The organism is Lysinibacillus sp. NPDC097162 (genome assembly GCF_044762185.1).
Lineage (GTDB): Bacteria > Bacillota > Bacilli > Bacillales_A > Planococcaceae > Lysinibacillus.
The window spans coordinates 182,018-197,257 of record NZ_JBIWDT010000003.1; the positions used below are offsets into that span (position 1 = coordinate 182,018).

12 protein-coding genes are annotated in these 15,240 nt (G+C 38.7%); 10 read left to right on the forward strand and 2 right to left on the reverse strand.

All coding sequences use genetic code 11. The features are described 5' to 3' along the window. The first annotated feature begins 41 nt into the window (after positions 1-41). Complete coding sequence (gene ald, locus ACIQXW_RS15550) at positions 42-1,157, forward strand: alanine dehydrogenase (RefSeq protein ID WP_340823056.1); 1,116 nt, start codon at positions 42-44, stop codon at positions 1,155-1,157. Between the two features lie 356 nt (positions 1,158-1,513). Here the strand turns inward: ald and ACIQXW_RS15555 are convergent, their stop codons facing one another. Continuing rightward, entirely contained in the window at positions 1,514-2,602 is a 1,089-nt protein-coding gene (locus ACIQXW_RS15555; protein WP_402763995.1) for a M24 family metallopeptidase, read from the reverse strand. A 286-nt stretch (positions 2,603-2,888) separates the two neighbouring features. Here ACIQXW_RS15555 and ACIQXW_RS15560 point away from each other — a divergent pair, with 286 nt between their 5' ends. Beyond that, the gene (locus ACIQXW_RS15560; protein ID WP_340823058.1) at positions 2,889-3,572 is read left to right on the forward strand and encodes a metal-dependent hydrolase; all 684 of its coding nucleotides are present in this window, start codon (positions 2,889-2,891) and stop codon (positions 3,570-3,572) included. A gap of 152 nt (positions 3,573-3,724) precedes the next feature. After that, the gene (locus tag ACIQXW_RS15565) at positions 3,725-5,032 is read left to right on the forward strand and encodes a DRTGG domain-containing protein (protein ID WP_340823061.1); all 1,308 of its coding nucleotides are present in this window, start codon (positions 3,725-3,727) and stop codon (positions 5,030-5,032) included. Between the two features lie 87 nt (positions 5,033-5,119). Here ACIQXW_RS15565 and ACIQXW_RS15570 read toward each other — a convergent pair whose 3' ends face one another. Further along, complete coding sequence (locus ACIQXW_RS15570) at positions 5,120-5,425, reverse strand: YtpI family protein (protein ID WP_340823063.1); 306 nt, start codon at positions 5,423-5,425, stop codon at positions 5,120-5,122. A 90-nt stretch (positions 5,426-5,515) separates the two neighbouring features. Here ACIQXW_RS15570 and ACIQXW_RS15575 point away from each other — a divergent pair, with 90 nt between their 5' ends. From ACIQXW_RS15575 to pyk, 7 genes are all read left to right on the forward strand, one after another. Then, on the forward strand, positions 5,516-6,460 hold the full coding sequence (locus ACIQXW_RS15575) for a DHH family phosphoesterase (protein WP_402763604.1): 945 nt from the start codon (positions 5,516-5,518) through the stop codon (positions 6,458-6,460). Positions 6,461-6,482: 22 nt separating this feature from the next. Beyond that, a complete protein-coding gene (dnaE, locus tag ACIQXW_RS15580; RefSeq protein WP_402763607.1) occupies positions 6,483-9,566 on the forward strand; it encodes a DNA polymerase III subunit alpha in 3,084 nt (1,027 codons plus the stop codon). Between the two features lie 132 nt (positions 9,567-9,698). Next, entirely contained in the window at positions 9,699-10,340 is a 642-nt protein-coding gene (locus ACIQXW_RS15585; RefSeq protein ID WP_401020693.1) for a FadR/GntR family transcriptional regulator, read from the forward strand. A gap of 21 nt (positions 10,341-10,361) precedes the next feature. Then, the gene (gene accD, locus ACIQXW_RS15590) at positions 10,362-11,219 is read left to right on the forward strand and encodes an acetyl-CoA carboxylase, carboxyltransferase subunit beta (RefSeq protein WP_340823068.1); all 858 of its coding nucleotides are present in this window, start codon (positions 10,362-10,364) and stop codon (positions 11,217-11,219) included. Beyond that, positions 11,212-12,168, forward strand: a complete 957-nt coding sequence (locus ACIQXW_RS15595; RefSeq protein ID WP_402763612.1) for an acetyl-CoA carboxylase carboxyltransferase subunit alpha — start codon at positions 11,212-11,214, stop codon at positions 12,166-12,168. Before accD ends, ACIQXW_RS15595 begins: the two co-directional genes overlap by 8 nt. A gap of 228 nt (positions 12,169-12,396) precedes the next feature. After that, a complete protein-coding gene (gene pfkA, locus ACIQXW_RS15600; RefSeq protein ID WP_340823072.1) occupies positions 12,397-13,356 on the forward strand; it encodes a 6-phosphofructokinase in 960 nt (319 codons plus the stop codon). Positions 13,357-13,383: 27 nt separating this feature from the next. Next, positions 13,384-15,144 (forward strand): pyruvate kinase, encoded by a 1,761-nt coding sequence (gene pyk, locus ACIQXW_RS15605; protein WP_340823073.1) that lies wholly within the window; start codon positions 13,384-13,386, stop codon positions 15,142-15,144. Positions 15,145-15,240: the final 96 nt, after the last annotated feature.

Consider the following 15,240-nt stretch of genomic DNA (forward strand, 5'->3'; position numbering starts at 1 on the left):
GATATTGCTTAGTTCATAGGTTATGAAAGGGGATTGGAAATATGAAGATTGGTATTCCAAAAGAAATTAAAAACAACGAAAATCGCGTAGCAATGACACCAGCAGGGGTTGTCTCATTAACGCATGCTGGCCACGAAGTGTATATTGAAGCAGGAGCTGGTATTGGTTCAAGCTTTACAGATGCAGATTACGCGGCAGCGGGTGCACATATTGTTGCATCAGCAAAGGAAGCATGGGCTCAAGAAATGATTTTAAAAGTAAAAGAACCCGTAGCATCGGAATACGATTACTTTTATGAAGGACAAATCTTATTTACCTATTTACATTTAGCGCCGGAGCGTGAACTAACGCAGGCATTAATCGATAAAAAAGTTGTAGGTATTGCCTATGAAACAGTACAACTTGCAAATGGCTCTTTACCTTTATTAACGCCGATGAGTGAAGTTGCAGGTAAAATGGCAACTCAAATTGGTGCACAATATTTAGAGAAAAATCATGGTGGTAAAGGTATTTTATTAGGTGGTGTATCTGGTGTACAACGCGGAAAAGTAACAGTTATTGGTGGCGGAATTGCTGGCACAAATGCTGCGAAAATCGCTGTTGGTATGGGAGCGGATGTAACGGTTATTGATTTAAGTCCGGAACGTCTACGTCAATTAGAAGACATGTTTGGTCGCGATGTACAAACGTTAATTTCTAACCCTTATAATATTGCAGAATCAGTGAAAAGCTCAGATTTAGTTGTAGGGGCTGTTCTAATTCCTGGTGCTAAAGCACCGAAGCTAGTATCGGAAGAAATGATTCAATCGATGCAACCAGGCTCTGTTGTTGTGGATATCGCGATTGACCAAGGTGGGATTTTTGCGTCATCTGATCGCGTGACAACACACGATGATCCAACATATATTAAGCATGGGGTTGTACATTACGCTGTTGCCAATATGCCAGGTGCTGTACCACGTACGTCAACGATTGCTTTAACAAATAATACAATTCCATATGCGCTACAAATAGCAAACAAAGGCTATAAACAAGCATGTATAGACAATCCTGCATTGAAAAAGGGTGTTAATGCATTAGATGGGCATATTACTTATAAAGCGGTAGCAGAAGCTCAAGATTTGCCATATGTGAATGTTGATGAATTAATAAAATAAAATACTAAAATAAATATAGAAAAATTTTGCGGTTCATTACCGTTACGTACGGATATAAAAAGTGTTAGATTGACGGCAGTCAATCTAACACTTTTTTGCTATGCTGTTGATGTCCGCTACTGCGGGCATACTGTAAGCCGCAACATCATTGACGCGTGGTTTGTTGCTTCTTACTATGCGTGCTCTCCCGCAGGAGTCGCCGCCTCCGCTACCATCAACTAGTGCTCTCTTATGATTGCAAAAGAAAGAATAGCTAACATTTTATTCATTTTACATAGTGGAAATTCATTAACAACTTTGAATGAAACACCAAAGTAATTAGTTCCATCCTCTACAACTGTAAAACAGTTTGTTAATTACAGTACAATTAAGTCTTTAGGGAATTTTGTTAAAACTTCTACACCATCATTTGTCACTACGACATCATCTTCAATTCGTACACCTGTCACATCTGATTTGTAAATACCTGGCTCGATTGTAAACACCATACCTTCTGCCATAACCATGTCATTCGCTCCTGTAACAGATGGGAATTCATGTACGGAAATACCAAGTCCATGACCAAGTCGATGTGTGAAATATTCTCCATAGCCTGCATTAGTAATCGTATCGCGAGCAATTTTATCTAAATCCATTGCGCGTACTCCAGGTTTTACTGCCTCAATTGCATTTGTATTAGCAGCTAATACGGCATCATAGATTGCTTTTTGTGCCTCAGAAGGCTCTCCAAATGCAACTGTACGTGTGATATCTGAGCAATAGCCATCGTAAATTACCCCTAAGTCAAATAAAATCATATCGCCTTTTTCGACTTTACGAGCGCCTGGTTTACCATGTGGTGAAGCCGTTTTAGGACCACTTAACACCATTGTCTCAAAGGACATTTTACAGCCCTTTTCTTGAATAGCGCTTTCAATAGCTGTTAAGATTTCCATTTCAGTTTTACCTTCAGCAATTTCTTTACAGCCTACTTCAATTGCGTAATCTGCAAGCTGTGCGGCTTTACGAAGCTTGTTCAACTCATCTTCATCTTTAATAACACGCATTGCATTAATTTTTTCATCTAGACGTACAAAATTTGCCTGTGGAAATGATTGTTGTAAAGCTTCTAAGCGCTCTACAATAAGCTGTGCTTTTTCAATTGCAAACGTTAATGGATTTACATTACGAGCAATAATTGCTTGTGCAAGAATATCCATAGCATTGTCTGTATCTTGGTGACCGATGACTTCATATGACCAGCCTGCAGCTTTTGCATCTGGAATCTCCATTTGTGGACAAATTAAAAAAGGCTCTGCCTCTTTAAAAATCATCACTCCTAGTAATCGTTCATGGGGGTTACTTTTGAAACCAGATACGTAAAAAACATTATCGGGAGTCGTAACGAAAGCAGCATCAATTTGATTTTTTTGTAAATAATTTTGGATTTCTTGTACTTTTGACATCATCCATTTCCTCCTCATATTGCACCTAGTTTGCTGATGTTAGCCTATAGCGGTACGCCTTTATGTAGCTTCAATGATTTAAGGTGAAAGCAAGGCAAAGTTTACTAGTGCCCACTCCTTAAAAGTAAAACACGGCGTGGCTTTTTCTCGGCATTTGTATGTCGGGAAAAGCTAAGCACTATACACTTTTCATATCCTGTTTAAGCATATCAAAAAAAGGGAAAAAGCGCATGGATAGCGAATTAAAAGATGGAGCAAATATTCTCAATATCAGGAGGAACGATTAATGCAAATTAGTTATCATGGACATTCTGTTGTTAAAATTCAAACAAATGGTAAAACAATTTTAATTGACCCTTTCATTAATGGAAATAGCCAAACTGATTTAAAGGTTGCTGAAGAAGCACCAGATATTATTTTGCTTACACATGGGCATAATGACCATGTGGGCGATACAGTAGAGCTTGCAAAGAAAAAGGATGCGCTAGTTATTGCACCGAATGAGTTAGCAAACTGGATTTCATGGCAAGGTGTGAAAGCGCATCCAATGCATATTGGGGGAGCGAGAGAGTTTGATTTTGGAAAGGTCAAATTTACACAGGCATTCCATGGCTCGTCTTATGTAACAGAAAACAATGAAATTATTTATATGGGTATGCCTGCAGGTGTTTTATTGTTTATCGAAGGATTAACAATTTACCATGCTGGTGATACAGCACTATTTAGTGATATGAAATTAATTGGAGAGCGTCATCCAATTGATATTGCGTTTTTACCAATTGGCGATAATTTTACGATGGGTCCTGAAGATGCTGCATGTGCAGTATCATTTTTAAAGCCGAAGATCGTTGTACCGATCCATTTTAATACATTCCCTCCAATCGAACAGGATCCGCAAATTTTTGCTAATTTAGTGCAAAATGCAGAAGTTCAAATTTTAAAAGCGGGTGAAAAAGTAAACTGTTCCTAATCATTTAAGTTGCTGTACTATAATGATTGACACCACGTGCGTAGTTGAAATAATGGGAAACGTAAAACATTTTACACCTTTATACTCAATATTTTCGCAAAAAATATGGTACACTAATAACAGAATTAATTGCTTGAGAAATAGGTGATATTTTGTCAACAAAACATGAGAAGATTTTACAATACATCGAATCACTACCCGTGGGCGATAAAATTTCAGTACGACAAATTGCAAAGGAAATGCAAGTGAGTGAGGGAACGGCTTACCGTGCCATTAAAGAAGCGGAAAATCGCCGCCTTGTAAGTTCTATTGAGCGCGTAGGAACAATTCGTATTGAGAAGAAAAAGAAAGAAAATATCGAACGATTAACATTTGCAGAAATTGTTAATATTGTAGATGGCCAAGTGCTAGGTGGCAAAACCGGTCTACATAAAACATTAACAAAATTTGTAATCGGTGCGATGCAATTAGAAGATATGATGCGTTATACAGATGCAGGTAGCTTACTGATTGTCGGAAACCGTTTTAAAGCTCATGAAAATGCGCTCCGAGCAGGTGCAGCTGTATTAATTACAGGTGGATTTGATACAACGGATGATAACAAACAGCTTGCCGATTCATTAGATTTACCGATTATTTCTACTAGTTATGATACTTTTACTGTGGCAACGATGATTAACCGTGCGATTTATGACCAGTTAATCAAAAAAGATATTTTATTTATTGAGGATATTTTCGTGCCAATGACCGAGACATCTGTGCTCCATAATGATGAAACGATTCATCACTTCCATAAGTTAAATGAGCGTACAACTCATGGTGCCTTTCCGGTAGTAACTGCTATGAATAAGCTAGTTGGAATGATTACGGTTAAAGACGTAATCGGTAGGGAAGAGGACGAGCTTATTGAGAAAGTGATGACGAAAAACCCAATTGCTGGATCAATGAAAATGAGCGTCGCTTCAGCAGGGCATCGCATGATTTGGGAAGGTATCGATTTACTACCAATTGTAAATGACGATAATGTTTTACAAGGGGTAATTAGTCGACAAGATGTGTTAAAGGCGTTGCAGCTAGCGCAAAGACAGCCTCAACACGGTGAGACCATTGATGATTTAGTGAAAAATGAAATGAAAGTACTTGGCGATGAAGATTTAATCGTGGAGTTTAAAGTGACACCGCAAATGACAAACCAATATGGGGCTATTTCTTATGGAGCATTTACAACTTTACTAGCCGAAGTTGGATCATTTGCATTAAAGCGTCGTAAGCGTGGCGATGCAGTTGCAGAAAACATGACAATTTATTTCATCAAACCTGTTCAAATGGAGAGCACACTTACTGTCAAACCTCGCATATTAGATATGAGTCGTAAGTTCGTAAAAATGGACTTCGAAGTATTTAATCAGCAAATGCTTGTCGGTAAGGCAATGATGATGTTCCAACTATTAGAGCGTTAAGCAAACAAAAAAGGGATGGCCTAGGGCAAATACTAGGTCATCCCTTTAACAGTTTTTTTCAATTATATGTGCAATGCAGTGTAATAGTTATCGATTAATACGAAACTCTTCATCAACAAATTGACCATAGTGACGAGCCTTTTTAATATTTTCAACAACAACAAAGATGCCTAATACGACAAGAATTGCTACAATGATAAATGTAAACGTTCCAGGGAATAAGTATGCTTGGTTCAATGCAAATGCAAGAATGAAAGAACCTAAACCTATATTTGACTTACTTTTGTACCAATTTTTAGCAATAGGTAATGGAGAACGGAACTGTTTTGTTTTAAAATAAAAATAAAAGACAAATGATATAATTATTGCAAACACAAAAATTAAATTGAACATAGTAAACCTCCTAGCATAACTAGACATTATTGTAACGATAATTGAGGAAAAATGCTAACGGTTATTACTATCATTTTGGGGGAAACCATTTTGAAAAGACAAATCATCGACACAATTGCTTCATATGAGACAATCGTTATCCATCGACATGTACGTCCAGATCCTGATGCATATGGGTCACAGTTAGGGTTAAAAGAATTGATTTTAGCAAATTATCCAGAAAAGAAAGTTTACGCTGTTGGTGAGCATGATACATCCTTGTCGTTTTTAGCTGAACCTGATCAAATAGCGGATGATGTATATGAAAATGCATTAGTTATTGTTACCGACACGGCGAATACTGAGCGTATTGACGATCAACGCTATACAAAAGGGAAAATGGTCGTAAAAATAGATCACCATCCTAATGACGATCAATACGGAGACTTATTGTGGGTAGAAACAACTGCTAGTTCATGCAGTGAGATGATTTATGAGCTTTTTGAAGAAGGAAAAGAAATCGCTGATTGGAAACTTTCAGATGCATCCGCACGATTATTATTCGCTGGGATTGTAGGAGATACAGGTCGCTTCCAATTCCCAAGTACGACTGTAAAAACATTTAAAGTTGCAGCGGAACTAATTTCATATAACTTTGATCGAAATCAAATTTTCGATGGGATGTATGAAATGGAGCAAAAGCTGTTATCTTTACAAGGATATATTTACCAAAATTTTGTTATGGATGAAAATGGCGCAGCGTATGTTAAGCTGACAAAAGAATTGCTTGCCGAATTCAAAGTTGTACCATCTGAAGCCTCGCTTTTAGTAGGTTGCCTAGGTAGCGTAAAGGGAATTTGTGCATGGGTAATTTTCATAGAAGAGGAAGACCAAATTCGTGTCCGTCTGCGTTCTAAAGGTCCGATTATTAACACATTAGCGAAGGAATTTAATGGTGGCGGGCATCCACTTGCTTCTGGTGCAACTGCCTATTCATGGCAAGAAGCGGATCGCGTCACTAAACGTTTAAAAGACATTTGTAAGGCATATCAATAATTTTTGAAAGGCAGGGATTCTTTTGACACATGTATATACACAAATGCATACGAGCGCGGATTTATTAAAAAGCACGATTCGGCTTGAACAATTGATCCCTTTTTTACAAGAACAAAATACGCAGGCCTGTGCAATCGTCAATTCGAAGTTGTACGGGCTTTTGCCTTTTTGTAAAGCAATGCAGCAGGCAAATATTCATGCTGTAATAGGGCTTTCGGTGAAGGTGCAATGGGATAATAAAATAATACCGCTCGTGCTGTATGCACAAACACAGGAAGGTTACCAACATCTTTTAAAGATTAGTAGTGCTGTTTCTATTCGAGAAGATGAGGTATTGCCTTGGAGATGGCTTGAAGGCTATGCAGCGGGTTGTATAGCATTACTTTCGGCAATGGATGTAGCGGAAATAGCAGAATGGACAGAAATGACAAGTGCTTTACAACAAGTATTTGGAAAACGTTTATATGTAGGGATTGCAAGACCAGGAGGAATAATAGCAGACAATGAAGCTATGATTTCACATTGGTGCGAGACAAAAGAAATTACAATCGTAGCTACTCAGCGTTGTTATTTTTTACAACCTGAAGATCATTTTGCTTATGAGGTTGCGAGAGCAATTGATACAGGGGAAAAACTTCAAGACACAATGTTAACAGCCCATTTAGAAAACTATTTTGTACCAACTGAGGAACAGTGGAAGGGATGGTATTTAGACCGTCCTGAATGGATTGAGGGAAGTGTAGGCATGCTTGCAAGCTGTGTAGCAAAAATTCCTGAAATGCATGTTCAAATGCCCAAATTTCCGGTACAAGAGGGTGAAACAGCTGAAAGTTTGCTAGTAAAAGAAACGTTTTCTGGTTTAGCTGAGCGCCTAAAGCTGTCTGAGGTACCAGCAATTTATCGAGATAGATTGCAATATGAACTAGAAATTATATGTTCAATGGGCTATGCTGATTACTTTTTAATTGTTGCTGATTTTATGCGCTTTGCCAAAGAAAATCGCATCTTAACTGGACCAGGACGTGGTTCTTCGGCAAGTTCGCTTGTTGCATTTAGTCTCTCCATTACACAGGTAGATCCACTTGCCTATGGATTATTGTTTGAACGATTTTTAAATCCTGAACGTGTAACATTGCCTGATATTGATATTGACTTTGTTGACAGTAAAAGACAACAAGTTATCCAATACGTCGCACAAAAATATGGCAAGGCGAATGTTGCGCAAATCATTACGTTTGGTACTTTATCTGCGAAAGCAGTGGCGAGAGATGTTGCACGTGTTTTTGGATTTGATGCTGAAGTGATGGAAAAAATATCGAAAATGATTCCGAACAAACCAGGTATGACTTTGCAAAGAGCTGTAGCGGAATCGCAAAACTTTCAAAATTGGTTAGCTGAAAATGAATACCATCGACGTTGGCTTGACGTAGCTTTAAAATTAGAAGGTTTGCCAAGAAATTCTTCTACCCATGCTGCCGGCATTGTCTTAGCACCGACGCCATTAGTTGATACGGTCCCAATTGAGGATGGACATGAAGGGATTTATTGTACTCAATGGCCGATGGGGGACGTGGAAGAACGTGGGCTTGTAAAAATGGACTTTTTAGGGTTGCGCAACTTAACAATTTTAGAGCAAGTACGTTGGTCTATATACAAAGCAGGGGGACCGTGGATAGAGTTTGATCTTATCCCGATGCATGATGAACGCACCTTTCAGTTACTTCAAAAAGGAGATACAGTAGGTATTTTCCAATTAGAGTCAGATGGCATGAAACAAGCATTACGTGATATTCATCCAACGCATTTTTCAGATATTGTTGCTGTCAATGCACTTTATCGTCCAGGGCCGATGGATTTTATTCCTGTCTATGCAAGAAGAAAGGCAGGCAAAGAGCATGTAACGATGCCCCATCCTTTGCTAGAGCCAATTTTACGTGAAACATTTGGCGTAATTGTCTATCAGGAGCAAATTATGCAAATTGCTGCAACTATGGCCGGTTTTACAATGGGGCAGGCGGATTTATTACGCCGTGCGGTTAGTAAGAAAAATCGCGATATATTAGAGGAGCAACGCACTGCCTTTGTAGATGGAGCATTGAGACAAGGTTTTGTTAGGAGAGATGCAGAAGATGTCTACGAGCTAATTGTACGCTTTGCGGACTACGGCTTTGCAAAAAGTCATGCTGTTGCCTATAGTGTCATCTCGTATCATATGGCGTATTTAAAGGCTCATTACCCACAAAGCTTTTATGCAGCATTATTAACAAATGCAACAGGAAATATAGAAAAAATTCAACAGCTTGTTACGGAAGCAAAAGAAAAAGGCATTCCATTTTATCCGCCATCATTATTGCAAAGTACTAAATTCTTTTTAGTAGAAAAGGATGGAATTCGCTATAGTTTATCTGGCGTTAAAGGTGTACCGCACACCTTTTTAGAGAAAGTAGTAGCGTTACGTAAAACGAATCCAGATGCCTTTCATAATTTATTTGATTTGGCTGTAGCTTTAAGTGCGCAGCATTTTAAACCGAATGTAATGGAGTCTCTCGTTTATGCAGGTGTGCTCGATTATTTAGGGAAGGATCGTGCTGTACTTGTGGCTACCTTAGAGGCAGCATTAAAACAGGCAGAGCTCGTGCGCCCAACAGAAGATGTAGATATAGAAACAGCAACTGCCTTTAATTTTGGGAAACCGAAGTATATGCAAGCTGAAGCGATGTCTCAGAAGGAAAAACTCCAGCATGAGAAAGAATGTTTAGGTTTTTATATATCTGCTCATCCAGTTACTGAAGAAAGAAGTTACTGGGGAGAAATTACTGTAACATGTGCTGAACTGAAGTATGCGCGTGAAGGAACGTATGTAAAAATGATTGGCTTAATTGAAGAAGTGAAAAAAATAAGGACAAAAAAAGGAGAGCAAATGGCCTTTGTCCAGCTTCAAGATGAATTTGGAATCGTATCAGTAACCTTATTTCCACAAGTATTTCAACTAGTACAGGAAATTTTGATAGAAGATGAATTGCTTTATATTGAAGGTACACTTGAAAAACGTTTTGGGAAATCGCAAGTGAAAGTAAAACATGCACAATCGACTAAAAAGATATGAAATTAAACAAGATTTTAGAAACTGCATAGAATTTTATGCAGTTTCTTCTTTACTTTTAAACAGTTATTTTGTAAGATGTAGTCAATGCTAAAAAAGTGGTCAGACCACTTTTTGATAACGGGAGTTAATCATATGGATAAACAAACCGAACAAAAAAAAGTGTTTTTAGAAATCGTTCAGCAATTGCGTCAACTTATTCGAATGGAAAAAATTCAAGCTGGAGAGAAGCTTCCTTCTGAACGTGTTTTATCAGAAAGGTTAGGTGTTGGGCGATCCTCTGTAAGGGAGGCACTGCGCAGTTTAGAGTTACTTGGACTCATTGAAACGCGACATGGTGGAGGTACATTTCTTGCCTCAACACATAAGCATCAGCTTGTAGAAGTACTGTCGATGTTTATATTAGAAGATGAAAAATCAAAAAAAGATGTCGAATTAACGCGACAAATTCATGAAAAGGAAGCAATTCGCGTAATAAGTTGTACAGAGATTCTTCGTACACTACCTGTGTGGGATAGTTTTTTTGTGAAGCTGGAAATTGAAGGAACAGTAAATTGTCGTGATGTATTGAGAGAAATATTAGTTACGTCAGGCAATCGGCTTTCGCTGAAAATCTGGTTTCAACTTGCAGCATATGACGGTGACCGTTTAAATCGAAACTCAACGGAAGATGAAAAACTAATCCTTCAAACGATGTTGAAATCGATGCAACTTGGCTATGAAAAAGAAGCATTACTAGCTTACGAGCAGTGGATGGGTACTGGTCAAACTTTTTAGACAATAAAGGGGGAGTCAAACATGGCAATACGCGACATATTTAACGCAAATCGAAAAAAGAAACAGGATGGTCAGGAAAAGGCATTTCCAGAAGGACTCATGACAAAATGTCCAGAATGCCGTCATATTCAGTTAACAAAAGAATTGGAAAAGCATCATAAAGTATGCACGAAGTGTGGCCATCATTTTAAAATGACTGCACAAGAGCGTGTTGACTATTTCTTAGATGAAGGATCATTTGTTTCTATGGACGACCATTTACAAACAAGTAATCCGCTTAATTTCCCTGCCTATGTTGAGAAAATTAATGCTGATCAACAAAAAACAGGTTTAAATGAGGCTGTATTGACAGGTTTAGGTACGCTTGATGGAGAAGAAGTTGTAGTAGCGATAATGGATTCTCATTTCCGTATGGGCTCAATGGGCTCTGTTGTTGGAGAAAAAATAACACGTGCGGTTGAAAAAGCAACTGAATTAGGTTTGCCGTTTATTATTTTCACTGCAAGTGGTGGAGCTCGTATGCAAGAAGGAGTACTTTCTTTAATGCAAATGGCGAAAACAAGTGTTGCCTTAAAACGTCATAGCAATGAAGGCTTATTATTTATTTCAATCTTAACGCACCCAACTACTGGTGGTGTTTCTGCAAGCTTTGCCTCTGTAGGGGATATCAATATTGCAGAACCTCAGGCACTAATCGGCTTTGCAGGAAGACGTGTAATCGAAGAAACGGTAAGAGAAAAACTACCGAGTGATTTCCAAACAGCAGAATTTTTATTAGAGCATGGTCAACTGGATGCCATTTTCCATCGTAAAGATTTACGGAAACAAGTATCTGTGCTTGTAAAAATGCATACGAAAGGTGGCGTGCAACATGTCTAAAAATTTAGCTTTTGAAGAGCCAGTAGTTCAACTGCGCGAAAAAATTGATGAATTAAAAACAATTGCTGCTGAAGCGGACGTAGATATGACAGGGGAGATTGAAAAGCTAGAAACGCGTTTAACGCAACTCGAGCAATCAATCTATGCCAATATGAAGCCGTGGGATCGCGTGCAAGTAGCAAGACATCCTGAACGACCAACAACACTACAGTATATTGAAGCTATGTGTGAAAACTTTATTGAATTACATGGAGATCGTACGTTTGGCGATGATGCAGCGATTCTAGGCGGTATTGCCCTTTTTGAAGGACAACCTGTCACTGTTATTGGACACCAACGTGGTAAATCAACGAAAGAAAATATTCGTCGTAATTTTGGTATGCCCCATCCAGAAGGCTATCGTAAAGCGTTGCGCTTAATGAAACAAGCAGAGAAATTTAATCGCCCAATCATTTGTTTCATTGATACAAAAGGTGCCTACCCTGGTAAAGCTGCTGAAGAGCGTGGTCAGAGTGAGGCGATAGCTCGTAATTTAGTAGAAATGGCGGGATTATCAGTACCAGTCATTAGCATCGTTATTGGAGAAGGTGGTAGTGGTGGTGCCCTAGCTTTAGGCGTAGCAAATCGCGTTTACATGTTAGAGAACTCTACTTATTCTGTTATATCTCCAGAAGGTGCTGCTTCAATTTTATGGCGTGATGGTAGCCTTGCTAAGCAAGCAGCTGAAGCAATGCGAATTACTGCACCTGATTTAAAAGAGCTTGGTGTGATTGATGGTATTATTCCTGAGATAACTGGCGGAGCACATCGCAATGTGGCGAAGCAGGCAATCTATATAAAAGAATGTATTAGCGACACACTAAAAGCATTAAATTCTTTAAATGGTGAGCAATTAATCGAAGATCGATATGATAAATTTAAAAAAATCGGACAATATATAGAAGAATAGACAAATCACATGGCGATGCTCTAAAGGTCTAATCCGTTAAATTAAAGCGAAATATTTTTATAAAATGTTAAATTTTAGATGCTTTGTGATGGAAAGAGTGTGTGAAAGCGCATTCTTTTCATTTTTTATGTAAAAGTTATGTTTTTCTAGCTCCAGAACCCTTACATAGTTTGTTTTTTCGTGTTAATGTGAATAATATTAGATAACACTGCAGGAGGTTGTTCGACAATGAAAAAAATTGCCGTATTAACAAGTGGTGGAGATGCCCCTGGCATGAACGCAGCCATTCGAGCAGTCGTTCGTAAGGCAGCTTATCACGGAATGGATGTTGTAGGAATTAAGCATGGTTATGAAGGTTTAATAAAAGGATCTTTTGAGCCGCTCGATTTAGGTTCTGTAGGTGGCATCATTCAAAGAGGAGGTACCAATTTATTTTCAGCACGGTGCCCTGAATTTAAGGAAGATGCTGTTCAACAGCAAGCAATTGCTAATATGCGTGAAGCAGGTATCGAAGGGTTAGTTGTTATCGGGGGTGATGGTTCTTACCGAGGTGCAATGGATCTTGTAAAAAAAGGTTTTCCAGCTGTTGGAGTGCCTGGCACAATTGATAATGATGTTCCTGGAACAGAATACACAATTGGCTTTGATACCGCGCTCAATACAGTCGTAGAATCAATCGATAAAATTCGTGATACAGCGACTTCCCATGAAAATTCTTTTATTGTTGAAGTAATGGGGCGAGATGCAGGTGATATCGCATTATGGGCAGGGCTTGCAGCAGGTGCTGAAACGGTCTTAATTCCTGAAGAAGAATATGATTTAGACGACATCGTATCACGCTTAGAGCGTGGTGAAGCACGAGGGAAAAAGCATAGTATCATTATTGTGGCAGAGGGTGTAATGTCAGGTGGCGAGTTGGCAAAATTACTGAAAGAAAAGACAGGAAAAGAGACGCGAGTTTCTGTTCTTGGTCATATTCAACGCGGTGGTTCTCCAACAGCACGTGATCGTGTTCTCGCAAGTCAATTTGGTGCACATGCGGTAGAATTATTAATGGAAGGTAAATCTGGTCGAGCTGTAGGAATACGCAACCATACAGTCATTGACTACGATATGCCAGAGGCTTTTGAAAAGAATCATGAGTCTGATGTAAGCTTATATACTTTAATGAAAGAACTATCAATATAATTTTGCGTAAAACGGAGTGGGCAGAGAATGAGAAAAACAAAAATCGTATGTACAATTGGTCCGGCAAGTGAGTCACCAGAAATTTTAGAAAAACTAATTGAAGCAGGTATGAATGTAGCTCGCTTGAATTTTTCACACGGTTCACATGAAGAACATGAAGTGCGTATTAATTTAATTCGTGAAGTTGCAAACAAATTAGGGAAACCAGTAGGTATTTTGCTCGACACAAAAGGACCTGAAATTCGTACGCATAACATGCAAAATGGGGAACTACATTTAAAAGCAGGTCAGGTAATCGACATTTCGATGACGGAAGTAGAAGGAACAGAGGCAAGTTTTTCTGTTACGTATGAACGACTGATCGAAGATGTACAACAAAACTCAATTATTTTATTAGATGATGGCTTAATTCAATTACGTGTGTTAGCAACAGATACGGAAAAAGGGCTTATTCACACAATAGTAGAAAATGCAGGTGTCTTAAAAAATAAAAAGGGTGTTAACGTCCCTGGGGTTTCAGTTCAACTACCTGGAATTACTGAAAAAGATGCACAGGATATTCTATTTGGTATTAATCAAGGTGTGGATTTCATTGCAGCTTCATTCGTTCGTCGAGCTAAAGATGTTTTAGAAATTCGCGAATTACTTGAGCAAAATGGCGGTAGTCATATTCAAATTATCCCGAAAATCGAGAACCAAGAAGGTGTCGATAATATCGACGAAATCATTTTAGTATCTGACGGATTAATGGTTGCACGTGGTGACTTAGGCGTAGAAATTCCAGCTGAAGAGGTACCATTAGTTCAAAAGAAATTAATCTTAAAATGTAACCAAGTTGGCAAACCAGTTATTACGGCAACACAAATGTTAGACTCCATGCAACGTAATCCTCGTCCAACACGCGCTGAAGCAAGTGACGTTGCGAACGCCATTATTGATGGAACAGATGCGATTATGCTATCTGGTGAAACAGCAGCAGGGACATACCCAGTTGAATCCGTACAAACAATGAACAAAATTGCACAACGTACAGAAGATTCATTAGATTATAAAGCAATCGTTTCTACACGTAGTCGTGAAAAAGAAGCAAATATGACAGAGGCTATTTCTCAGGCTGTAGCATATACTTCGATAAACTTAGGCGTAAAAGCTGTACTAGCACCAACAGAAAGTGGAAACACGGCTAGAATGATTGCAAAATATCGTCCTGGTGTGCCGATTGTCGCTGTTACTGGCTCTGAAAACACTGCAAATACACTAACGCTTGTTTGGGGTGTTTATCCTGTAGTTTGTGAACGCGTTACAACGACAGACGAAATTTTAGAACTAGCAGTTGACGAAAGCTTGAAGCATGGTTTTGTAAATCATGGTGATGCAGTTGTTATTACAGCAGGTGTTCCTGTAGGGGAAGCTGGTACTACAAACTTAATGAAGGTACACATTATTGGCGATTTACTTGCGCGTGGTCAAGGGATTGGCAAAGCGTCAGTAATTGGTAATACAGTTGTAGCAAAAAATGCAGCTGAGGCATTAGCCTATGATACAGAAGGATGTATTTTAGTAACGGTCGGTTCAGATCGTGATATGATGCCAGCTATTGAAAAGTGTATCGGGCTAATTACAGAGGAAGGCGGACTGACAAGTCATGCCGCTGTAGTAGGGTTAAGTCTTGGTATTCCTGTAATCGTCGGTGTAAAAGAAGCAACAACATTAATTCGCCACGGTCAAGAAATAACAATGGATGCTGAAACAGGTGTTATTTATAAAGGACATGCAAGCGTACTTTAATAGATAGTAAAAGGCTCTAGTATGGGGTAACCGTACTAGAGCCTTTTAAATAACAATAAAAATTAGTATTTACGCCTGTTTATTTTTTAGTTGAAA

Excerpts from the sequence above, each read along its gene's own strand:
- ACIQXW_RS15570 (WP_340823063.1), bottom strand. The coding sequence starts at position 5,425 with ATGTTCAATTTAATTTTTGTGTTTGCAATAATTATATCATTTGTCTTT.
- ACIQXW_RS15595 (WP_402763612.1), top strand. The coding sequence starts at position 11,212 with ATGTCTAAAAATTTAGCTTTTGAAGAGCCAGTAGTTCAACTGCGCGAA.
- pfkA (WP_340823072.1), top strand. The coding sequence starts at position 12,397 with ATGAAAAAAATTGCCGTATTAACAAGTGGTGGAGATGCCCCTGGCATG.
- ACIQXW_RS15585 (WP_401020693.1), top strand. The coding sequence starts at position 9,699 with ATGGATAAACAAACCGAACAAAAAAAAGTGTTTTTAGAAATCGTTCAG.
- accD (WP_340823068.1), top strand. The coding sequence starts at position 10,362 with ATGGCAATACGCGACATATTTAACGCAAATCGAAAAAAGAAACAGGAT.
- ACIQXW_RS15555 (WP_402763995.1), bottom strand. The coding sequence starts at position 2,602 with ATGTCAAAAGTACAAGAAATCCAAAATTATTTACAAAAAAATCAAATT.
- ACIQXW_RS15560 (WP_340823058.1), top strand. The coding sequence starts at position 2,889 with ATGCAAATTAGTTATCATGGACATTCTGTTGTTAAAATTCAAACAAAT.
- pyk (WP_340823073.1), top strand. The coding sequence starts at position 13,384 with ATGAGAAAAACAAAAATCGTATGTACAATTGGTCCGGCAAGTGAGTCA.
- ald (WP_340823056.1), top strand. The coding sequence starts at position 42 with ATGAAGATTGGTATTCCAAAAGAAATTAAAAACAACGAAAATCGCGTA.